Source organism: Nocardiopsis trehalosi NBRC 14201 (genome assembly GCF_001552555.1).
GTDB classification, from domain to species: Bacteria; Actinomycetota; Actinomycetes; order Streptosporangiales; family Streptosporangiaceae; genus Nocardiopsis_B; species Nocardiopsis_B trehalosi.
The window spans coordinates 1-20,459 of the sequence record NZ_BCRK01000069.1; the positions used below are offsets into that span (position 1 = coordinate 1).

At 74.5% G+C, this 20,459-nt stretch carries 21 protein-coding genes; 9 read left to right on the forward strand and 12 right to left on the reverse strand.

From position 1 onward, the window contains the following. Positions 1-47: 47 nt before the first annotated feature. The 4 genes from NT8_RS14085 to NT8_RS14100 all read right to left on the reverse strand — a co-directional run bounded on the left by NT8_RS14085 (position 48) and on the right by NT8_RS14100 (position 4,525). Entirely contained in the window at positions 48-2,576 is a 2,529-nt protein-coding gene (locus NT8_RS14085) for an MMPL family transporter (protein ID WP_067968973.1), read from the reverse strand. 37 nt (positions 2,577-2,613) lie between these two features. Beyond that, positions 2,614-3,276 carry a TetR/AcrR family transcriptional regulator gene (locus NT8_RS14090; RefSeq protein ID WP_067968976.1) on the reverse strand — a complete coding sequence of 221 codons (663 nt, stop codon included), beginning with the start codon at positions 3,274-3,276 and terminating at the stop codon, positions 2,614-2,616. Between the two features lie 135 nt (positions 3,277-3,411). Then, positions 3,412-3,894, reverse strand: a complete 483-nt coding sequence (locus NT8_RS29350; RefSeq protein WP_067968980.1) for a carboxylesterase family protein — start codon at positions 3,892-3,894, stop codon at positions 3,412-3,414. 28 nt (positions 3,895-3,922) lie between these two features. Then, positions 3,923-4,525: a CGNR zinc finger domain-containing protein gene (locus tag NT8_RS14100; RefSeq protein ID WP_067968983.1), complete on the reverse strand. Its 603-nt coding sequence runs from the start codon at positions 4,523-4,525 to the stop codon at positions 3,923-3,925. 390 nt (positions 4,526-4,915) lie between these two features. Between NT8_RS14100 and NT8_RS14105 the strand changes: the two genes are divergently transcribed. Beyond that, a complete protein-coding gene (locus NT8_RS14105) occupies positions 4,916-5,509 on the forward strand; it encodes a TMEM165/GDT1 family protein (RefSeq protein WP_067968986.1) in 594 nt (197 codons plus the stop codon). 97 nt (positions 5,510-5,606) lie between these two features. Beyond that, entirely contained in the window at positions 5,607-6,374 is a 768-nt protein-coding gene (locus tag NT8_RS14110) for an ABC transporter permease (RefSeq protein WP_067968990.1), read from the forward strand. Positions 6,375-6,396: 22 nt separating this feature from the next. On the opposite strand, the gene NT8_RS14115 is transcribed toward NT8_RS14110, so the two are convergent. Then, complete coding sequence (locus tag NT8_RS14115; RefSeq protein WP_067968992.1) at positions 6,397-7,422, reverse strand: BtrH N-terminal domain-containing protein; 1,026 nt, start codon at positions 7,420-7,422, stop codon at positions 6,397-6,399. Then, positions 7,419-8,225 carry a MerR family transcriptional regulator gene (locus NT8_RS14120; RefSeq protein ID WP_067968994.1) on the reverse strand — a complete coding sequence of 269 codons (807 nt, stop codon included), beginning with the start codon at positions 8,223-8,225 and terminating at the stop codon, positions 7,419-7,421. Before NT8_RS14120 ends, NT8_RS14115 begins: the two co-directional genes overlap by 4 nt. 119 nt (positions 8,226-8,344) lie before the next feature. Between NT8_RS14120 and NT8_RS14125 the strand changes: the two genes are divergently transcribed. After that, positions 8,345-8,680: an ArsR/SmtB family transcription factor gene (locus tag NT8_RS14125; RefSeq protein WP_067968997.1), complete on the forward strand. Its 336-nt coding sequence runs from the start codon at positions 8,345-8,347 to the stop codon at positions 8,678-8,680. After that, on the forward strand, positions 8,680-9,396 hold the full coding sequence (locus tag NT8_RS14130; RefSeq protein WP_067968999.1) for a cation transporter: 717 nt from the start codon (positions 8,680-8,682) through the stop codon (positions 9,394-9,396). Before NT8_RS14125 ends, NT8_RS14130 begins: the two co-directional genes overlap by 1 nt. Before the next feature lie 123 nt (positions 9,397-9,519). Here the strand turns inward: NT8_RS14130 and NT8_RS14135 are convergent, their stop codons facing one another. After that, on the reverse strand, positions 9,520-10,392 hold the full coding sequence (locus tag NT8_RS14135; protein ID WP_067969003.1) for a CPBP family intramembrane glutamic endopeptidase: 873 nt from the start codon (positions 10,390-10,392) through the stop codon (positions 9,520-9,522). 94 nt (positions 10,393-10,486) lie between these two features. Between NT8_RS14135 and NT8_RS14140 the strand changes: the two genes are divergently transcribed. Beyond that, entirely contained in the window at positions 10,487-11,173 is a 687-nt protein-coding gene (locus NT8_RS14140) for a TetR/AcrR family transcriptional regulator C-terminal domain-containing protein (RefSeq protein ID WP_394326582.1), read from the forward strand. Between the two features lie 151 nt (positions 11,174-11,324). On the opposite strand, the gene NT8_RS14145 is transcribed toward NT8_RS14140, so the two are convergent. Next, positions 11,325-12,953: an alpha/beta hydrolase gene (locus NT8_RS14145; protein WP_174549571.1), complete on the reverse strand. Its 1,629-nt coding sequence runs from the start codon at positions 12,951-12,953 to the stop codon at positions 11,325-11,327. 230 nt (positions 12,954-13,183) lie between these two features. After that, a complete protein-coding gene (locus NT8_RS14150; RefSeq protein ID WP_067969006.1) occupies positions 13,184-13,798 on the reverse strand; it encodes a TetR/AcrR family transcriptional regulator in 615 nt (204 codons plus the stop codon). A gap of 128 nt (positions 13,799-13,926) precedes the next feature. Between NT8_RS14150 and NT8_RS14155 the strand changes: the two genes are divergently transcribed. Beyond that, the gene (locus NT8_RS14155) at positions 13,927-14,559 is read left to right on the forward strand and encodes an NAD(P)H-dependent oxidoreductase (RefSeq protein WP_067969009.1); all 633 of its coding nucleotides are present in this window, start codon (positions 13,927-13,929) and stop codon (positions 14,557-14,559) included. A gap of 70 nt (positions 14,560-14,629) precedes the next feature. Here the strand turns inward: NT8_RS14155 and NT8_RS14160 are convergent, their stop codons facing one another. Beyond that, the gene (locus tag NT8_RS14160; RefSeq protein WP_067969013.1) at positions 14,630-15,352 is read right to left on the reverse strand and encodes a GbsR/MarR family transcriptional regulator; all 723 of its coding nucleotides are present in this window, start codon (positions 15,350-15,352) and stop codon (positions 14,630-14,632) included. Positions 15,353-15,628: 276 nt separating this feature from the next. On the opposite strand from NT8_RS14160, the gene NT8_RS14165 reads away from it, so the two are divergent. After that, the gene (locus NT8_RS14165; protein ID WP_067969016.1) at positions 15,629-16,744 is read left to right on the forward strand and encodes a serine hydrolase domain-containing protein; all 1,116 of its coding nucleotides are present in this window, start codon (positions 15,629-15,631) and stop codon (positions 16,742-16,744) included. Positions 16,745-16,940: 196 nt separating this feature from the next. On the opposite strand, the gene NT8_RS14170 is transcribed toward NT8_RS14165, so the two are convergent. Continuing rightward, the gene (locus NT8_RS14170; RefSeq protein ID WP_067969020.1) at positions 16,941-17,276 is read right to left on the reverse strand and encodes a winged helix-turn-helix transcriptional regulator; all 336 of its coding nucleotides are present in this window, start codon (positions 17,274-17,276) and stop codon (positions 16,941-16,943) included. Between the two features lie 146 nt (positions 17,277-17,422). On the opposite strand from NT8_RS14170, the gene NT8_RS14175 reads away from it, so the two are divergent. Next, positions 17,423-18,322 (forward strand): alpha/beta fold hydrolase, encoded by a 900-nt coding sequence (locus tag NT8_RS14175; RefSeq protein ID WP_067969023.1) that lies wholly within the window; start codon positions 17,423-17,425, stop codon positions 18,320-18,322. A gap of 545 nt (positions 18,323-18,867) precedes the next feature. On the opposite strand, the gene NT8_RS14180 is transcribed toward NT8_RS14175, so the two are convergent. Continuing rightward, a complete protein-coding gene (locus tag NT8_RS14180; RefSeq protein ID WP_067969025.1) occupies positions 18,868-19,743 on the reverse strand; it encodes a sigma-70 family RNA polymerase sigma factor in 876 nt (291 codons plus the stop codon). Between the two features lie 134 nt (positions 19,744-19,877). Between NT8_RS14180 and NT8_RS14185 the strand changes: the two genes are divergently transcribed. Beyond that, entirely contained in the window at positions 19,878-20,291 is a 414-nt protein-coding gene (locus NT8_RS14185) for a VOC family protein (RefSeq protein WP_067969029.1), read from the forward strand. Positions 20,292-20,459: the final 168 nt, after the last annotated feature.

Below are 20,459 nucleotides of genomic sequence, written 5' to 3' on the forward strand. Positions count from 1 at the left end.
GAGGGCCCGGGGGCGGTCGCCCCCGGGCCCTCGCCCGGCCGTGCGCGCTACCGCCGCCCGGACGGGACCGGGTCGTCGGACGGGTCGGGCACCGGCGGCGCCGTGCCGGCGGCCGGTCCGTCACCGCCCCGCGCGTCCTCCGTGTGCAGGTGGCGCCGCTCCAGCGCGGAGCCCTCCACGTCGACGTCGGGCAGGATGCGGTCGAGCCACTTCGGCAGCCACCAGGCGGCGTCGCCGGCCAGGCGCATGAGCGCGGGGATCAGCAGCATCCGGACGACGAACGCGTCGAGCAGCACGCCGAAGGCGAGCGCGAAGCCCATCGAGCTGATCATCATGGTCTCGGAGAAGATGAACCCGCCGAACACCGAGATCATGATGATCGCCGCAGCGGTCACCACCGACCGCCCGGCCCGGAACCCTTGGGCGACGGCGTCGCGCGCCGACGCCCCGTGGACGTAGGCCTCGCGCATGCCCGTGCCGATGAACAGCATGTAGTCCATCGCCAGGCCGAACAGGATGCCGGCCAGCAGCGTGGGCAGGAAGTTCAGCACCGGCCCGGGGGTCTCCAGTCCGATCACCGCGCCCAGCCAGCCCCACTGGTAGACGGCCACCACGCCGCCCAGGGCGGCGAAGTAGGACAGGATGAACCCGAGCGTGGCCACCACCGGCACGTACAGCGAGCGGAACACCAGCAGCAGGATGACCAGCGACAGGCCGACCACCACCGTCAGGTAGACCGGCAGCGCGCTGCTGAGCGTCTCGGAGATGTCGATGTTGCCGCTGGCCATGCCCGCGACGCCCAGCGTCCCGGTCCCGTGGATCGGCTCCATGTCGCGGAAGGTGTGCACCAGCTCGGTGGTCAGCGGGCTCGACGGGCCCTCCTCGGGGAGGACCTGGAAGATGGCGAGCGTGCCGTCCTCGTTGACGTCGATGGGCGCCACGGCGGCGACGCCGTCCCGCGAGTACAGCTCCTCGGCGACCTGGTACTGGTAGTCCACCGCGTTCGCCTCGGCGGCGTCGTCGGTGGGGCCGCCGGGCAGCCGCGCCGCCACCAGCAGCGGGCCGTTCTGCCCCTCGCCGAACTCCTCGGAGATGGCGGTATAGGCGCGGTGCTGGGTCGACTCGTGCGGCTCCGAGGAGCCGTCCGGCATGCCCACCCGCAGGTCCAGGGCCGGCAGGGCGATGACGCCGAGGGCGATCGCCGCGGCGGCGGTCCGCGCCAGGGCGGAGCCGAGCGACATCGGCTTCGGGCCGGCGGCCCGCGACCCGGAGGGGGCGTCGTCCGCGCCGTCGGCGCCGTGCCGCGCGCGCTCGCGGCGGGACAGGATGCGCGGCCCGACCAGGGCCAGCAGGGCCGGCACCAGGGTGACCGCGACGAGCACGGCCACGAAGATCGCGATGGCGCCCACCGTGCCCATGAGGCCGAGGAAGCCGATGCCCGTCAGGTTGAGGCCGAGCAGTGCGATGAGGACGGTCGTCCCGGCGAACACCACGGCGTTGCCCGCGGTCCCGTTGGCCAGGCCGATGGACTCGCCGATCTCCACGCCCTGCTTGAGCTGGCGGCGGTGCCGGTTGACGATGAACAGCGCGTAGTCGATGCCGACCGCCAGGCCGAGCATCAGCCCGAGGATCGGCGTCACCGACGCCATCTCCAGCACGCCGGACAGCGACATCGCGGTGGCGGTGGCCAGGCCGACACCGACCAGCGCGGTCAGGATGGGCAGCCCGGCCCCGATCAGGGTGCCGAGCATGACGACCAGCACGACCGCCGCCACGACCAGGCCGATCACCTCGGCGGGGCCGACCAGCTGGGGCATGGTCATGGCGATGTCGTTGGCGAAGTCCACCGTGGTGCCCTCGACGGGGTCGTCGGCGAAGACCGCCATCACGGCGTCGCGGGTCTCCTGGGGGACCTCCTCCTGGGCCTGGGTGAAGGCGATGTTGACCAGGGCGGTGTCGCCGTCCTCGGAGACCATGCGGATGCCCTCGGACATCTCCATCAGGTCGGCGCCCTGCTCCAGCTCGCGGCTCGCGTCGTCCAGGTCCTCGCGGCCCGCGTCGATCTCGGCCTGCTGCGCGTCCAGCCCCTCTTCGAGCTGGTCGAGCATCCCGGCGGCCTCGGCCTGCTCGCGGCCGGAGTCGAGCTCCTCCTGGCCCTCCTCCAGCTGCTCCCGGCCGTCCTCGATCTCGGCCCGGCCCTCCTCGATCCGGTCCGCCTGCTCGGCCCGGTCGGCCTCCATGGCGAACGGGTCGACGGCGTCCTCGACCCCGTCGAGCCCGGCCGCGTCCGCCGCGCGGGCGGCGATGGCCTCCCGCTGCTCCTCGGTGAAGGCCGAGCCGTCCTCGGTCCGGTAGACGACGGTGCCCGCACCGCCGCCCATCCCGTCGAACTCCGCCTTCAGCGTCTGGTTGACCTCGTCGGTGGGGGTGCCGGGGATGGAGAAGCTGTCCTTGAGCTGCCCGCCGAAGAGGAAGTAGGCGGTACCGGCCATCGCGAGGAGCGCCAGCCATACCGCGATCACGGTCGTGGCGCGGCCTGCCGCCGCGCGCCCGAGTCGGTAGAGAAGTTCAGCCATGGGTCCCTGCAAACGTGGGAGGGGAGCGCGCCTGCGCTCAGGACGTCGCGGACGCGACGGACCCGTATCCGTCGCGGTTCACGGAGATCATGCGGTCCAGCAGCTCGGTCCAGACCCGGCGGGACGCCTCGGTGTCGACGCCGCCCGTTGCCTGCTCCCAGTGCTGGACCACGACGGCGCCGCCGCTGACGAGGGCGCCGCACATCAGGTCGACCACGAGCGGGTCGGCGTCGGGGTGGCGGCGCCGCACCATCGACGCCAGCCGGGCGCTCACGTCGTTGAGGGCCCGCGTGAACAGGCCCGCCTGGCTCGGGGTGGGTTCGCGCCCCTCCCGGCGGAGGAGGCGCTTGAGCCGGGTGATGGCCGTGACCAGGTCGGTCTCGCGCAGCGCGGCGGCGAACTCGTCGAACATGCCGTCCGCGCGGCCGTCGGCGGCCGCGGCCATGCTGTCCTCGATGCCGTCGACGATCGTCTCCAGCATCTCGGCGAACACCTCCAGGACGATGTCGTCCAGGGAGCCGAAGTGGTTGAAGACCGTCCGCCGCGACACGTCGGCCCGCTCCGCCAGCTGGTCGACGGTGAAGTGCGTGCCCTCCAGCTCGCCGACCAGCGCCGACGCGGCGTCGACGATGGCCCGGCGGTGCCGCGCCTTGAGCGCGTCACGCCGGTCGCGTGCGGGCGGTTTGCGCTGCTTGTCCACCCTGCCACGGTACGCAGATCGATGCACTGAGTGCAACGTTGCTCCCAGTGCATCGGGTCACACCGCGCGCCCCCGCCCGCCGCCGCGGGTGCGGGGCGGGCGGGGGCGGCCGGAGGCGGGGCCGGGGGGCCGGGGTCAGACGCCGGACCAGAGGCCGCAGCCGTGCTCGTCCCCCATGTCGATCGGCCCGACGGCGTCCGGGGCGATCCCGAGCGCGGTGGACGCGGAGCCGACGCGCGGCCACACCGGGGCGCCCCCGCCGTTGGGGTCGCCGGTCCGGGCGAACCGGCCCCAGTAGCCGATCATCCGGTCCGCCGGCGCCCGCTGTTCGGCGGTGGGCTCCGGCGCGTCGGCGAAGTCGAACAGGGAGAAGACCTCCGCCCCGTGCGCGGTGGCCGGCCGGACGTGGTCGGGGAGGGGGCTCCCGCTCGGCGTGGGGGCGGAGGGGTCGCTGAAGACGTAGGCGTACGCGGGGGCCCGGTCGGCGACCCGGACGTGCGCGCCAGGGCGGACGGCCGCGCCGGCTGACCCCGGGCGGCCCGGCGCCCGCCGGGCGTGCCGCCCGCAACGGGCCGCCCGCGGCGACGGCCCCGGCCGCGGCCGCGCGCGTTCGGGCACCGCGTCCGTGCGGCGCGGGGCGGCCGGGTCAGGCGGGGGAGGCGCGCCGGGCGCGCAGGGCGCGGAGCTTGTGGCGGTTGCCGCACCGCTCCATCGAGCACCAGCGGCGCTGCCCTGGGCGCGAGGAGTCCACGAACACCAGCGGGCAGTCGTCGCTCGCGCACTCGCGGATGCGCCCCGCCAGCGGGCCGGTCAGCAGGTCGATCGCCTCGCGCGCCAGGGTCGACAGCGCCTGCGACGCGCGCACCGGCGCGGCCCACCCCGCCGACGCCCCGTCGGCGGCCAGCGCGGGGACCAGCGGAGCCGCGGCGGCGGCCCGGTTGACGGCGGCCACCGCGCCGGCGGGGAGCGGGCGCCCCGCCGCCCGCGCGTGCGCGGCGTCCCAGAGGGCCCGGCGGAGGGCCTTGGCCGCGGCCAGCTCCCCGGCCGTGACGGGCTCGGTCACGGCCGCGCCCAGCGGCGGCTGCGCCAGCCATCCGCCCAGGTCGTCCGGCGTGTGCAGGGACTCGAACACCGCGTACCGGCCCTCGCCGCCCGTGTGCGCGAAGTCCAGGCACACGGCGCCGGCGTCGAACCGGAACGACCCGCCCCGGGGGTCGTGCAGCACCCGTCCGGTCGCGTTGGCTCGCATGCGACCACGATAACCGGTTCGTCCCGGTGCGCCCCCGGTCCGACCGCCGGACGGGCGCGGCGGAAAAGGCGGACGGCCCGTCCAGGAGAAGAGTTCGGCGCGGCGAACTCGGGAATTCGACTTCCCGTTCCGATCGATGCGCCGCACCCACGAATTGCATATCCCGGTAATGGTCTCCTAAAGTGGTGGCCGTCGAAGGGGAGTAGTCCCCGATCGCGTGGTCGACACACTGGACCCTCCCGGTCCCGGTCACGCGGGCCCGACCTCCCCCTCCCCGAGCGGCGGCGGATTCCCGGGCGGACGAGACCTTCGACCCGGTGGAGGACGCGACCGGGTCGAAGGGGTGTACTCCGCTCCCTTCCACCCCCACGACGCTCAGGGAGTTCTTTTATGACGGCATTTCTCGCCGGCCTTGTTTTCAGTTCGTTCGCCGTATTCATCGCTGAAATGGGCGACAAGACCCAACTCGTCGCCATGTCGCTGGCGAGCCGCTACCGCGCGCTGACCGTCATCCTCGGCATCACCGCGGCCACGGCCGTCGTCCACATCGCCAGCGTGGTCATCGCCGAGGTGCTCGGGGCGGCGCTCCCCACCGACTGGATCACCCTCGTGGCCGGCGTCGCCTTCCTGTTCTTCGGCGCGTGGACGCTGCGCGGGGACGAGATGACGGACAAGGACGAGGAGCGCGCCGCCTCCCGCCGGATCAGGTCCGTCTTCATCACCGTGTTCACGGTGTTCCTCATCGCCGAACTCGGCGACAAGACCATGCTGACCACCATCGCCATCGGCACGCAGTACGACTGGCTGCCCGTGTGGATCGGCTCCACCGCCGGCATGGTCGCCGCCGACGCCATCGCCATCGCCATCGGCGCCGTCCTCGGCAAGAAGCTCCCCGAGAACGCCATCCGGATCGGCGCCGCCGCGCTGTTCTTCCTCGCCGGCGCGGTCATGGTCGGCCAGGGCGCCCTCATGCTCCTCGGCTGACCCGGTCGGGCGGCGGCAGCGGGCGCCTGCTGTACTGTCGGCGGCCGCGGGGTGCGGTCCCGGCCCCGGCGCGGGGCCGATCACGGAGGCGGGTGGCATGGGCGGACCGGGGGAACTGCTGGTGGTCGGCCCGGGGCTGGCGGCCGCCATCGCCGTGGCGCTGCTCGCCGCGGCGGGCATCTGCCTGGCCGCCCGGCTCGGGCACGCCGCCGGGGTGCTGCGCGCCGGCGTGCGCGCGGTCGTGCAGTTGGGGGCGGTGTCGCTGATCATCGCCTCCGTCGTCTCCTCCGGCCCGCTGACACTGTGCTTCGTCGCGGTCATGCTCGCGGTGGCGTCGGTGACCGCGGGCCGGCGCATCACCGCGAGCCGGACGGGGGCCTGGGCGGCGGTGTCCATCGCCGTCCCGGTGCTGCCCGTGCTGGCGGTGCTGGTGGCGGTGGGCCTGGTCCCGCGCACGGGGCTGGCGCTCATCCCCCTGGCGGGCATCCTCATCGGCGGCGCCCTCACGGCGACGGTCCTGGCCGGCCGGCGGGTCACCGAGGAACTGCGGTCCCGGCGGGGCGAGGTGGAGGCGGCCCTGTCCCTGGGCCTGCTCCCGCGCGACGCGGCGATCGAGATCGCCCGCCCCGCCGCGGCCGCCGCCCTCCTCCCCGCTCTGGACCAGACCCGCACGGTCGGGCTGGTCACGCTCCCCGGCGCGTTCGTCGGGATGCTGCTGGGCGGCGCGACCCCGTTCGAGGCGGGCGCGGTGCAGGTGTTCGTCCTCGTCGCGCTGCTGCTCGTCGAGAGCGCCGCCATCGTCATCACCCTCGAACTCATCGCCCGCGCCGTCCTCACCCCCGACGAACCCGCGATCCCCCGCTGATCGGGCCCGGCGGGCGGGGGCGTCAGGAACGGGGCGCGCCCGGGGCGTCCTCGCCCAGACTGCGGAGCGCCCGCATGGCCTCGGTCTCCAGGCGGGCGAGGTCGCCGAGGACGGTACCCGCGCGGACCAGGGGGCCCTCGTCGCCGGACTCCCCGGCGCGGGCGAGGAGCGCCGCGACCTCCGTCCACAGGACGGCCGCCTCGGTGTACAGCCGGTGGCCGGTGCGCAGGTGCGGGCCGCCGACCAGGTCGGCGCACTCGGCGAGGAAGTCGCGGTAGAGGTTGCGGAACAGGGCCCCGCCGGTGCCGCCCCGCTCCATCAGCATGGCGGCCTGCGGCAGGTCCCGCGCCGGGTCGGAGGCGCGCCGCAGCCAGGTGGGGGCGAGCCGACCGGCCTTCGCGATGCCGCGGTGCCCGAGGTTGGCGATGGGCGGGTGCAGGAACGCGTCGGCGCAGGCGGTGATGGCGGGCACGACGGCGGCCGCGACGCGGGCCCGCGCCGCGGCGGCTCCCCCCGGGACGGTCAGGGTGAAGGAGCGGTGCTTGGCGGTCATCGGGCCGCGCGCGGCCCGGGCGCGGGCCAGGCTCGCCAGGCCGGTGGTCACCGCCCCGCCCTGCTGGTCGGTGTCGACCAGGTAGGCGTCCCGGTCGTCGTAGCCGTACATGGCGACGACGTGCCCGCCGAAGTGCACCTTCGACCCGAAGTAGTCCAGGTGGTGGCTGTCGAGCTGGAGGCCGACGGGGGAGCCCGCGCCGATGGGGCCCGCCACGTTCTCCCACGCCCGGCGCGGGGAGGCGGTCTCCTTGACCTCGAGGTCCAGGTCGAGCGCGGCGGCCAGGTTCCGGGTGAGGACGAACGGTTTCACCCGCCCTCCGAGGAAGGGGAAGTCCATGCTCCGGGCGTCCCAGTAGACGAAGGACAGGCCGGAGCCGAGGCCGAAGAGCAGGGGCTCGGAGAGGTCGAGGCCCTGGTGCCGCAGGAGCACCCCCAGGGCGGTCGTCTCGCAGTGCCGCATGCCGCGGGCGTCGACGTCGAGCTTCGTGGTCATGCCGTGGTCTCCTCGACGGGGATGGTCAACCGGGTCATCAGTTCCTCCTCGGGCGCCTCCTCCGGCCCCACGAGGTAGGTCTCGCGGACCGGCCCGCGCGGGCGGAGCCCGCGCCCGTGGACGGCGGCGAACAGGGCGTTGTAGGCCAGGGGCAGGTGGGCGTAGGGCCCGATGTGCACGGTCGCGGCCACCGGGCCGCCGGGCAGCACCACCGACTCCAGGCCGGGCACCCCGTCCCCGTGCGGTACCGGCGCCCCGACCGCGATCTCCACGCGCTCGGCCAGGTCCAGCGGGTACAGCGCCGACAGCGGCGGTTCCCAGGCGGCCCCCGCCGCTTTCAGCGCGGGCAGCAGCCGGCCGACGCACGCGCCGAACGCCTCCCCGATGTGCTCGGGGGAGCAGGTCGTCCGCACCACGGCCAGCCGCAGGTCCGGCTCCCGGCCCGTCGCCACCTCGCAGCCGGGCAGGCCGCCCTTGGTCAGCCGCTCCAGCAGCGCCAACCGGGCCCGGTCGCGGTCGATCCGCTCGGCCAGCCGGTCGCGCTCGGCGCGCAGGATCTCCGCCCGGGCGTCGGGCGCGGCGGCCAGCGCGCGGGCGATCACGGCCAGGGGGAGGTCCATCCCGCGGAGCAGGGCGATGGTCAGGGCGTCGCGGGCCTGCTCGGGGGAGTAGTAGCGGTAGCCGGAGTCGGGGTCGACGCGGACCGGGGCCAGCAGGCCCGTCTCGTCGTAGTGCCGCAGCTGCTTGACGCTGAGCCGGCACAGGCGGGCGAAGCGCCCGATGGTGAGCAGTTCGTCGTGCACGTCCTCATGGTGGACCCTCCCCCCGTGGGAGGGTCCATCCCGCGCCGCCGGACCGCGGCGGCCGGCCGGGGCTGACATCCATCATTTCCTGAATCCAGGGAAACGTGTACGCTCGTGGTGTGCTCACGATCGCCACCGACATCGACGCCCTCGCCCGCTTCGGCCGGGCGCTGGCCGACCCCATCCGCTGCCGGGTCCTGCTCGCGCTGCGCGACGCCCCCGCGCACCCCGCCGACCTCGCCGAGGCCCTCGGCATCAGCCGCACCCGGCTCTCCAACCACCTGGCCTGCCTGCGCGACTGCGGCCTGGTCGTCGCCGTCCCCGTCGGCCGCCGGGTCCGCTACGAACTCGCCGACGCGCGCCTGGGCCACGCGCTGGACGACCTGCGGTCGGCCGTCCTGGCCGTCGAGGCCGACACCACCTGCGCCGACGCCGAGGAGAAGGGCTGCTGCTGATGGCACCCGGCACCGCATCCCCGCAGCGGCGCACGCGCGCCGACGTGCTCACCCGCCGCGTCCGGCTGCTCGTCGCCGCCACCATCGGCTACAACGTCGTGGAGGCCGCGGTGGCGATCACCGCCGGCGCCGTCGCCTCCTCCGCCGCGCTGATCGGGTTCGGCCTGGACTCGGTCATCGAGGTGTCCTCGGCCGCCGCCGTGGCCTGGCAGTTCTCCGCCCGCGACGCAGCGGTGCGGCGGGCCCGGGAGCGGCGCGCGCTGCGGGTGATCGCCGTGTCGTTCTTCGCCCTGGCCGCCTACGTCGCCTTCGAGGCCGGGCGCGCGCTGCTGGGCGGCGGGGAGGCCGAGCCCTCCGTCCCCGGGATCGCGCTGGCCGCCCTGTCGGTGGTGGTCATGCCGTTCCTGTCGCTGGCCCAGCGCCGCGCAGGGCGCGAGCTGGGCTCGGCCACCGCGGTGGCCGACTCCAAGCAGACCCTGCTGTGCACCTACCTCTCCGCCGCGCTGCTCGTCGGCCTGCTGGCCAACGCCCTGCTCGGGTGGGCCTGGGCCGACCCGGCGGCCGCCCTGGTGATCGCCGTCCTGGCCGTCCGGGAGGGCCGCGAGGCCTGGCGCGGCGACGCCTGCTGCGCCCCGTCCGGCATCGCCCTGACCGCCGCGCCCACCGCCGCCCCCGGCGGCTGCGCGTGCGGCCCCGGCTGCTCCTGCCGCCCCTGACCCGCCCGCGGACACCGGTCGGCTCGGCGGACCCGGTCGCCGGCCGAGGCCGGGGGCGCACACGCGAGCGCCCCCGCCCGTCGGGTGACGGTCGGGGGCGCGCTCGGGTGGGGCGGCGGGCGGTTAGCGCCCGGCCCGGGGGGTGCCGAGGCGGCCGCGGGTGGCCACCATCAGGAACAGCGCGACCAGGGAGACCAGGACGACCTCGCCCAGGCCGGCGGGGTCGCCGACCGCCGCGCCCTTGAGGCCGGAGATGACGTTGATCGCGGCGTGGGCGAGCACCGCGAGGAGCACGCCGCCGCGGGTGACGTTGAAGACGAAGCCGAGGACCAGGGTGAGGCCGACGCAGAGCAGGGCGTAGGCGGGGAAGTACATGTCGGCCTGGAGGGTGCCCGGCATGGAGAACAGCGGGGCGTGCCACACGGCCCAGATCCCGCCGAGCACCGTGTTGGCCGCCACCGGGGACAGTGCGCCCTGCAGGCGCGGCAGCGCGAACCCGCGCCAGCCCAGCTCCTCGTTGCCGCCGCCGGCCAGCGCGATGACGATGAAGTTGACGGGCGCCAGGGCGGCCGCCGCGCGCAGCGCGTCCAGGTCGATGGTCGCCTCGTCCAGGTAGACCGGGACCATCCCCGACGCCGCGATGGCCGCGGTGATCAGGGCCGTCACCGAGAGGGCGCCGAGCCAGCCGCGCCAGCCGCGCCGCCGGGGCGAGTAGCGCCGGAAGAGGGCGCCCACCCCGGAGAGGCCCTGGGTGAAGAGGGTGACGATCACCGCGGCGATGGCGGGGCCGAAGCTGCCGGCGATCACCGCCGGCATCGGGTCACCGCCGGGCAGGAAGGTCGAGCCGGCCCACCAGACGCCCCAGGAGAAGGCGAACGCGATCACCAGGAAGGCGGTCAGGCCGCGCGGGTCCAGCGTCGTGGTGCGCGCCAGGTCGGTCTTCTCGGCGGGGGCGACCGGGGGAGCGGCCGGGGGGGCGATGGTGGACGTGGACACGGGGGCCTCCTTGGAAGGTGACGGGTGCTGCGGTGCTGCCGTCGGCCAGGAACATACACTGTTGGAGAAAAACCTACAACGTATGATCAAGAGTATTCTGGTGACCATGGCCGAACCCCGCAGTACGCAGCAGCCCGACAGCGTCTTCACCCGCCCCGCACGCGGCAGCCGGTCCAAGCCGGCGCTCAGCCGCGACCGCATCGTCGCCGGAACCATCGCGCTGCTCGACCGCGAGGGCGCGTCGGCGCTCACCATGCGCAAGGTCGCCGCCGAACTCGGCGTGCACGCGACGAGCCTCTACTGGCACGTGGAGCGCCGCGAGGACCTGGTGGACCTGGCCGTCGACGGCATCCTGGCCGAGGCCGCCGCCGCCCTGCCCGGCGCCGACACGCCCTGGGACACCGCGGTGAAGACGACCGCGCGGCGCTTCTACGCGGCGCTGACCGCGCACGCCTGGGCGGCGGAGCTCGCCGGGGTGCGCCCGCTGATCGGGCCGAACGCCGTCGCGCTGTCGCGCCGGATCATCGCGGCGCTCGGCGACTCCGGCGTCCCCGAGGAGGCCCAGGCCGTGGCCATCCGCGCGATCGCCAACCAGATGCTCGGCGCGGCCATGACCACCGTCGCCATGCGCGCGGGCGCGGCGGCGGCCGAGAACGGCGGCGCCGACGAGGCGCTGTCCGCGGCCGTGTCCACCGCCGACGCGCTCGCCGTCGAGAACGCCTTCTTCGACGAGATCATGGACCTGCTGCTGATCGGCATCCGCTCCGCGCGCGCCGGCTGAGGCGGACCCGGGCCGGACGCCGACCGGACGCCGACCGGACGTCGAGCGGGCGGGGCCGGGGCGCGGCCCCGCCCGGCGCGCCGAAGGGGTGGGGCGGCCGCGCCGCCCCACCCCGTCAGGTGGCCTCAGAGACGGCCTCCGCCGTCCGCGCTCAGATGGTGCTCGGCAGCCGGTCGAGGGCCTCGGCCCGGGACCGCTCGGTCTCCCCGTCGAGGCCCAGCGCGGAGGCCGGGGACGCCGCGCAGGAGGTGTCCCGCTTCGGGAGCCGGCCGTCGACCAGGAAGGCCGTCGCCGTGTTCCAGGCGCACGCGTTGTCGCCGTAGACGTAGGCGCCGTGCCCGCTCGCGTCGACGCTCACCAGTCGCGACCGGTCCCGGAACGCCTCGCGCAGCAGCTCCCCGCCGCGGTGCGGCGTGGCCGGGTCGCGCAGGTTCTGCACGATCAGGACGTTGCGCGGGCCGTCGTCGTCGACCTCCACCGGCGGCTCGGCGGGCTCGTGCGGCCAGAAGGCGCAGGGGGTGATGTTGGCGGCCGCCGCGCCGTACAGCGGGTACCGCTCGCGGTCGTCGGCGATGGCGCTCCGGTAGGCGTCGACGTCCTCGGGCCAGTCGGAGTCGTTGCAGGTCACGGCGAGGAACGCGGACCAGAAGTTGTCGTACGGCGACGGGACCGCCTCCGCCGGCGCCGCGGCCGGTCCGACGGCGGGCAGGCCGAACGGTTCGCCCTCCTCCAGGTGCCGCCGGACCGCGGCGGCGTCGGATTCGTGCACCGACTGCCACAGCCGCGCCGTGAAGGCGTACTGCGATTCGCTGTAGAGCCCCGCGAAGGAGGCCAGGCGGAAGACCGCGCCGTCGACCCCCTCGAACGGCTCCGCGTCGAGCCGCTCGGCGAGCGTGAAGTAGGTCGCCCGGACCTCCTTCGCCGTCCGCCCCAGCCCGTAGGAGCCGTGCCGCGCCGCCACCCACTCCGCGAAGTCGGGGAACGTCTCCTCGGCGCCGAGGGCGAACCGGCGCATGCCGTCGTGGCCGAGGTGGGTGTCGCCGACGTTGCTGTCGAGGATGACCCGGTCGGTGCGCTCGGGGAACATCGAGGCGTAGGCGGCGCCCAGGGCCGACCCATAGGACAGGCCGAAGTAGGAGGCCTTCTCCTCGCCGAGGGCGGCCCGGACGCGGTCGAGGTCGCGGGCGATGTTCGCCGTCGAGATGTGGCGCAGCAGCCCGCCGGTGTCGTTCGCCGCGCACTGGTCGGCGACCGCCTCGGCGCGCTCGGCCTGCGCGGTGAACGCCGCGTCGTCGGCCGCGTACGGGGGGATGTTGCCGTAGTAGTCCTGGTCGGCGGTGAACCCGCAGCTCACCGGGGTCGAGTGCCCGACCCCGCGGGTGTCCATGCCGATGAGGTCGTAGCCGTCCGTGACGCTGTCGGGCACGCCCAGGGCGGTCAGGTCCGCCGGCATCGTCAGGCCCGATCCGCCCGGCCCGCCCGGGTTGAGCAGCAGCACCCCGCGCCGGCCCTCCGGGTCGGGGCCGGCCAGCCGGGAGATCATGACCTCGATCTGGGTGCCCTCGGGGTCGGCGTAGTCCAGGGGGACCGGCACCAGGCCGCACTCCAGTTGGGGGGCGTTCTCCGCGACGTCCGCGGGGCACGCGCCCCACTCCACGCCCGCCGCCGGCTCCGCGCCCCGCTCGTCGGCCGCGGCCGGTGCCGCGCCCAGCGCGCCGGCCAGGCCGACCGCCACCACCACCGCGACCGGTCTCCGGGCCGCGCTCCACCTTCGCTCCATATCCCGCCTCCTGCGTGTCGGGTCCGCCTGCCGCTCCGCGTGCGGGGGAGGGTCGGAACCGCCGCCGCCGAGCGCGCCTCCAGCCTCCGTTCACGCGGCGGCGCCCGCCAGTGACACCGCGTCATGCCTCGGGCGGGCCGAACGTCATGGGGAACCGGTGACATCCGGCACTTCCCCGGGGGCGGGCCGGTGCGGCGGGGGCGGGGGCGGGCGGCGCGGCGCCGGGGCGGTCAGTCGGCGAGGAGGCGTTCGACCAGGAACCGCCAGCCGTCGACCAGGGGGTCGGGGTCGTCCGGCGCCGGGGGCGCGGGGATCTCGTCCTGCGCCAGGTACAGCAGCAGGGGTCCCTCCAGCGCGGCGGTCAACTGCACGGACAGGCCGTACACGCGGTCCGGGGGCAGGCCGGCCAGGCCCAGCAGCACGCGGATGTGCGGCTGGGTCATGCTCGCGGCGCCCGCAGGGACCGGCAGCGCGCGGTCCACGGCGGCGCGGGCGATCGCGTGGTGCTCCAGCAGGAAGGGGATGCGGGCGCTCCCGTAGGCGATCAGGCGGTCGGCGGGACCGGCCCCCGGCCCCAGCGGCGGCGGACCGGACAGGACCCGCTCCTGGAAGCGGCGCTCGTCGTCGTCGAGCAGGGCCTGGAAGATGCCGGCCCGGCTGCCGAAGCGGCGGAAGACGGTGCCCTTGCCCAGCCCGGCCCGTTCGGCGAGGCCGTCCATGGTCACCTGCGCGGTGCCCTGCTCGGCGATCATCTCGCGGGCCGCCGCGAGCAGGCGCTCGCGGTTGCGCGCGGCGTCGGCGCGTTCGCCGCGCGCCTTCCCGAAGGGCTCCAGGGGCACAGTCACGCCGACAATCTACCCCGGGAACAATAAGCGGGGTAAAGTCCGTTTAGAGTGGCGACGCGCCGGACGCACCGCTCGGCGCCACCGCTCGGCGCGCCCGCCGACCCGACACCCGTGGGGAAGAGAGACCGATGAACCTGTTCCGCCTGGACGCCAGCATCCTGCCGACCACCTCCGCCAGCGCCGAGATCGCCGACGCCGCCGAGGCCGAGTGGACCGCCGCCCACCCGGAGGCCACCGTCACCCGCCGCCACCTGGGCGCCGACCCGCTGCCCGCCGGCGCCTGGGGCCTGGCCGTCACCGGCGGCGGCACGCCCGAGGCCGACCGGTCCCCGGCCCAGAGCGCGGCCCTCGCCCTGGCCGCCGGGCTGGCCGCGGAACTCCAGCGGGCCGACGCCGCCATCCTGGCCGTGCCGCTCTACAACTACGGGGTGTCCCAGCACTTCAAGTCCTGGGTGGACCTGGTGTTCGCGGGCGCGGGCGCCACCACCCCGGTGCTGAAGGGCACCCCCACCGTGCTCGTCACGACCCTCGGCGGCGGCTACGGACCCGGCACCCCCCGCGAGGGCTGGGACCACTCCACCCCCTACCTGGAGCGCGTGGTCGCCGACATCTGGCAGGCCGACCTCACCCTCGTCAAGCGCGAGCTCACCCTCGCCGCGACCACCCCGGGCATGGAGGGCCTGATCGACCTCGCCGAGCAGGAGCGCGCCCGCGCCCTCGCCGACGCCCGCGCGTTCGGCCGGGTCCTCGCCGCGCACTGACGCCCCCGCCCGCCCGTGCCGCCGACCCGGACCGGGCCGCGGGCGCGGGCGGGCGCGCGGGACGGCCGGGTCAGCGCCCCGCCTCCCGCGCCTCCTGTTCGCGGCGCCACTCCCGCATCGCCCACCGCAGGCCCTCGCTCACCAGCGCGAGCAGTTCGGTGGCGACCTCGAACCGGGCGCCCGCGGGGGTCGCGCCCCCCAGGACCTCGCTGCCGTGCCGCGTCGTGGCCATCAGGTCGTCGTTGATCCGCACCGACGCGAGGATGGTCCGCAGCCACACCTCGTCGTCGGCGACGTAGCGCTCGCGGCGCGCGCCGGGGACGCGCTCCCGGCGGAGCATCCCCTGCTCCTCCAGGAAGGTGACGGCGTGGGAGACCGACGCCGGGCTGACCCGCAGCCGCTCGACCAGCTCGGCGGCGGTGAGGCTCCCGGAGTCGGTGACGTACAGGCAGGCCATGACCCGCGCCGCCATCCGGGGCATCCCCTGCTGGATGAGCAGGTCAGCGAAGGACCGCGTGAAGTCCTCGACCGCCCCGGGGTCGCGCCCGTGGCCGCCGTCGGCGACCGGCGGGGCGGCGGCCCGCGGCCTGCCGTCCCGGCGCGCGCGGTGCAGGGTGGCCTCCTGCGCCCGGTCGGCGGCGTAGCCCTCGGGGCCGCCGTTGCGGGTGACCTCGCGCATGATGGTCGAGGCCGGCCGGCCGAGGCGCCGGCCGATCTCCGCGTAGCCGAGTCCCTCGGCCAGCGATTCGGCGATGTGCCGCCGGTCCTGGCCGGTCAGCCTGCCTCCGGGCATCGGTGATCGGGTCCTCTCCGTCGACGCGCGCGGGGCCCGGCGTGCGCCGGGCCCCAGGTGCACAGTATGCGTTCGGAAGCAGCTCATTGCAAAACATCCGGCGATCCCGCATTGCGTTCACCTCCATGGCCATTGCAAAGATGAGCGAAGTTCCCCATTTGACAGGGGTTCAGTGTCGACATCGAGTGTTGACGAATCTATAAACGCAATGTACTTTCTGGATTGTTCAGAGATTCCCGAACGCCCGAACGCAGTGCAGAGCCAGAGGAGCACGCCATGTCCACCACCCGTACCGACCAGGACCGCCCGGAGCTGCGGAAGGCCCTCGACGACATCGTCGCCGCCGGCTTCGTCGGGGTGCAGCTGCGCGTGAACGACGAGCGGGGCGAGTGGGTCGGCAGCGCCGGGGCGCGCGAGCTGGGCTCGGCCGACGCGCCGCCGACCGACGGGCGGTTCCGCATCGGCAGCAACACCAAGACCTTCATCGCGACCGCGGTGCTGGGGCTGGTCGCCGAGGGCCGGATCGGCCTGGACGACCCGGCGGACGACCACCTGCCCGGGTTCGGGCTGGACCGGCGGATCACGGTGCGCATGCTCCTCCAGCACACCAGCGGCATCTTCAACTTCACCGGCGAGGTGCTCCCCGACGGGTCGGTCCTCCCGGGCATCACCTGGTCCGGCCGGGAGTGGGTGGAGGACCGCTTCCGGACGTACGAGCCGGCGGAGCTGGTCCGGCTGGCGCTGGCCGAGCCCGCGCGGTTCGAGCCGGGCACCGCCTGGAGCTACGCCAACACCAACTACGTGGTGCTCCGGCTGCTGATCGAGAACGTCACCGGCCGCACGGCGGCCGAGGAAATGGACCGGCTGGTCCTGGCGCCGCTCGGGCTGGCGGACACCGTGCTGCCCACCACCGGGGCCGACGTCCCCGAGCCGCACGCCCACGCCTACTACCGGTACGAGGTCGACGGCGAGGAGCGGACGGTCGACGTCACCCGCCAGAACCCGTCCTGGATCTCCAGCGGCGGCGACATGATCTCCTCCACCCGGGACCTGCACACGTTCATCAGCGCGCTGGTGGGCGGCCGGCTCCTGCCGGCCCCGCTGCTGGCCGAGATGCTCACCCCCTACCCCGGGATCGGCTACGGCCTGGGGGTCTTCGTGCAGCCGGCGGGCCCGGACGGCGGCACCGTCGTCACCCACAACGGCGGGATCTCGGGCCACGCGGGGCTGATGTACAGCACCCCCGACGGCCGCACCACCCTCACCGCCGGACTCAACTACGTCGACGACGCCGACCTGTCCCTGGCAGCGGCGTTCCAGCAGGTGACGCAGCGCCTCACCACCGAGGTCTTCGACACCGCCGAGCCCACCGCCGAGCCCGCCGACGTGTGAGGCCGTCCCGCCGGGCCGCCGACCACCGGCCCGGCGGGCCACCGCCACCCGCGCCGGGGCGAGGCCGTGGCGCCCGCCCGCAACGGGCGCGAGGGCGGGACCGCGATCGCCGGGACCGGGAGCCGTCAGCCCGCTTCCCGTGCTGCGACGGCGTCTCCCGGCCGGGACGCGCGGATGCGGGGGGTCCTCTCCCTGCTCAGGCCGCGGGGATGGCCTCGATGGTCTCCATGTGCTTCTCGCCCCACTCGCCCAATGGGATGAGGGCCTGGTTGAGCGAGGTGCCGAGGTCGGTCAGCGAGTACTCCACCTTCGGCGGGACCTGGTGATACACCTCCCGGTGCACCAGGCCGCAGTGCTCCATCTCGCGCAACTGGATGATCAGCGACTTCTCGCTGATGCCCGGCACGCCCCGCCTCAGCTCACCGAAGCGCCGCGGACCGTCGTGCAGGGCCCACAGGATCAGCGCCTTCCACTTGCCGCCCACCACGTCCACGGCGGCATCGAGCCCGCACGAGTAACTCCGCTTCTTCACTGCGCCCTCCCATACTGAAGAAAACGTAGGTATCGGAAAAAATAGTAGGTACTTGTAAGAACTGCCGCAAGACAGCACCATCGGAGTTGCCGCGGGAGGGGCCCATCCCGCGGCTCCACACTTCACTTCACCAGCACGGAGTCCACGTGAACAACGGGCGCATCACCGCCAACGGCATCGACTTCTCCTACGTCGAGGAGGGGGAGGGCCCGCTCGCCCTGCTGCTGCACGGCTTCCCCGAGTCCGGAGACGTCACCTACCGCCATCTGATCCCGGCGCTGGCCGCGGCCGGCTACCGGGCCGTCGCGCCCAACATGCGCGCCTTCGCCCCCACCGCACTCCCGTCCGACGGCAGCATGCTCCTCAGCGACCTCGTCGACGACGTCAACGCCCTGCACCAGGAGTTGGGCGGCGGCGGTGACGCGATCCTGGTCGGACACGACTGGGGCGGGGGTATGGCCTGGGCCGCCGCCAACACGGCACCCGAACGGTGGTCGCGGGTGGTGGTCAGCGACGTCCCACCGCTGCGGTTCTTCGCCGCCTACGCCAACACCTTCGAAGGCATCGAGAACCTGAACCACTTCTGGTTCATCCAGATGGACATGGCCACCGAGGTACTGGCCGCCGACGACATGGCCTGGCTGCGCCAGGGCCTGCAGGACAAGTGGACCGCCCCCGGATTCGACGCCACCCAGGAGATCGACGGGATGCGCAAGGCCCTGGGCGAGCCCGCCCGGCTCCGCGCCGCCCTCGACCTCTACCGGACCAACTTCGGCACCCGGCAGATGGGCACGCCGGAGTGGGCGGCCGAGCACGGCCGCCTGTGGGGCGACCTGCCCAGTCAGCCGACCCTGTACCTGCACGGCACCGAGGACAAGAGCGTCGTGCTCGACCAGGAGACCCTGACCTCCATCGGCGCGGCCCTCGCCGAGAGCAACAAGGACTCCGAGGCCGCCTTCGTCGAGGGGGCCGGGCACATCGTCCCGGCCGAACAGCCCGAGCGCTACAACGAGCTCGTCCTCCGCTTCCTCGCCAAGACGAGCTGAACAGCCGGGCGGACGGTACCGCGGTCCGGTACCCCACCGGAGTAGAGGGAGCGCTCCTCGGCCACCCGAGCCACCGGTGATACCGCGGGCGCCCCCCAAGCTCGGACGAGGGCATCCCCAGCCCCCACCCGACCCGCCGGAGCCGGAGGCATCCGCCGGTGTGCGGCCGTGACGCGACGAAGGGTCACGGCCGCACACCGGCTCCCCCGCTGCCGCTCCTCCTCGGGCGCTGCACGGGGTGGCGCCCGAGGCACCACCCGCCCCGACCGTCGAGCACCTGAACGATCCGTCCCAGGCCGAACCGTCTGCCTGACGACCGGCGCCGACCCGGTGGTGTCCACGGACCGCCGGAACGCGCCCCGGCCGGCCCGTATCCGGGGCCGCGTTCCGCACATCCGGCTGCGACGGGAGCCGATACCCGCCCGGTCACTCCTACGCGTGCGTCGTCGCGTACCTTGAAGCCGAGCACGTCACGAAGAAGCGGAGCGCCTCGCCCACGTCGTGGGCGAGGAGGGTGCGCGCCGAGAGCCTGACGTCCGCGCGGGTCAACGCCGCTCCTTGTCGTCCGCGGTGAGGATGACGATGTCGAGGTCACGCAGCCGGTCGGGGTCGGTGTCGATATCGATGCGGCTGATCCTCCCGCCGTCGACGGTGAACGTGAAGACGGCCTTCGGTCGGCCGAGATGCGACCAGACGGCGGCCGGCACGCCGTCGACCAGAGCGGGCCGGGCCGCCTGAGCGCGCCGTGCGGCGAAGAAGGCCGCCACGTCACGGCCACCGCGGACCTCGCCGGCCACGGCGGCCGGATCGAGCAGTTCGAGGAGGGCGGCGAAATCGCCGCTCCGGGCGGCGGCGAGGAACGCCTCGACGATCTCCCGCTTCGCCGACCGTGCGGCATCGGACGCCCCGGCCGCTCCTTGGATCCGGCGCCGGGCACGGCTGGCGAGTTGCCGGGCCGCCGCCGGTGAGCGGTCGATGACCGAACCGACCTCGCCGAACGACACGGCGAAGACGTCATGCAGGACGAACGCGAGCCGCTCAGCGGGGGTCAGCGTGTCCAGCACCACCAGCAGCGCGGCACCGACCGAATCGGCCAGCAGCGCTTCCTCCTCGGGGCCGCGCTGACCGGTCGGGCGGAGACACGCGCGGGACGCGCCCGGTTCGGGCGGCAGCGCTCCGACCGAGTCCTCGCGCCGGTTGCGGCGTGCCTCGAGCATGTTCAGGCAGACCCGCGCGACGACAGTGGTCAGCCATCCCCCCGGATTCTCCACCTGGCCGGTGTCGGAGCGGCTGACCCGCAGCCACGCCTCCTGCACCGCGTCCTCGGCCTCGCCGGCGGATCCGAGCATCCGGTAGGCCACCGCGTACAAGCGGTCCTGGTGCTCGGCGAACCGCCGGCTCACCCAATCCTGCTCGGCCATCTGTCACATTCCTCCGTTTCGGCGGTCATATCGATTGACCGGCGAACCCGGGTCGATGTGACATCCGGGCGCGGCCCGGATGCGCCGCCCCGGTCACGCGGCACACGCACCCCTTGAGCACAAAGGAGACTTACATGAAAGCGCACGTCAGCTCGATCCTCCTCGGCGTCCGGGACATGGAGGCGGCCAAGCGGTTCTACACGGAGGGGCTCGGCTGGAAGGTCAAGAACGACTACGGCATCTCGGTCTTCTTCGAAGCGGACGGAGCCTCACCCGTCGGGTTCTACGGGCGCACGGGACTGGCGGAACAGGTAGGCACCAGCCCGGAGGGCGACGGATTCAGCGGGTTCGTCCTCACCTACGTCGTCCGCAGTGAAGCGCGGGTCGACGAGATCATCGCGGAAGCCGGGGAGGCGGGCGCCACCATCCTCAAGCCCGCCGGCGCCCTGCCGTGGGGCGGATACGGCGGCACCTTCGCGGACCCGGACGGCTACATCTGGAGCCTCGGGTACAGCGCCCGCGGAACGGACCAGCCCTACGCCGAGTAGCACCCGCCGGAACACGACGAAGGCCCCGACCGCGCACCCGGTCGGGGCCTTTCGTTCCGCCTGCGAGACGGTCAGGGGTCGCCCGTCGGTTGAGGCGTCGCACGGATCGGAGTCCGGGGTGGGTGCGGCTCCGGCACCGGGGCAGTCGAAGCCGGCCGAGGGCGGCGC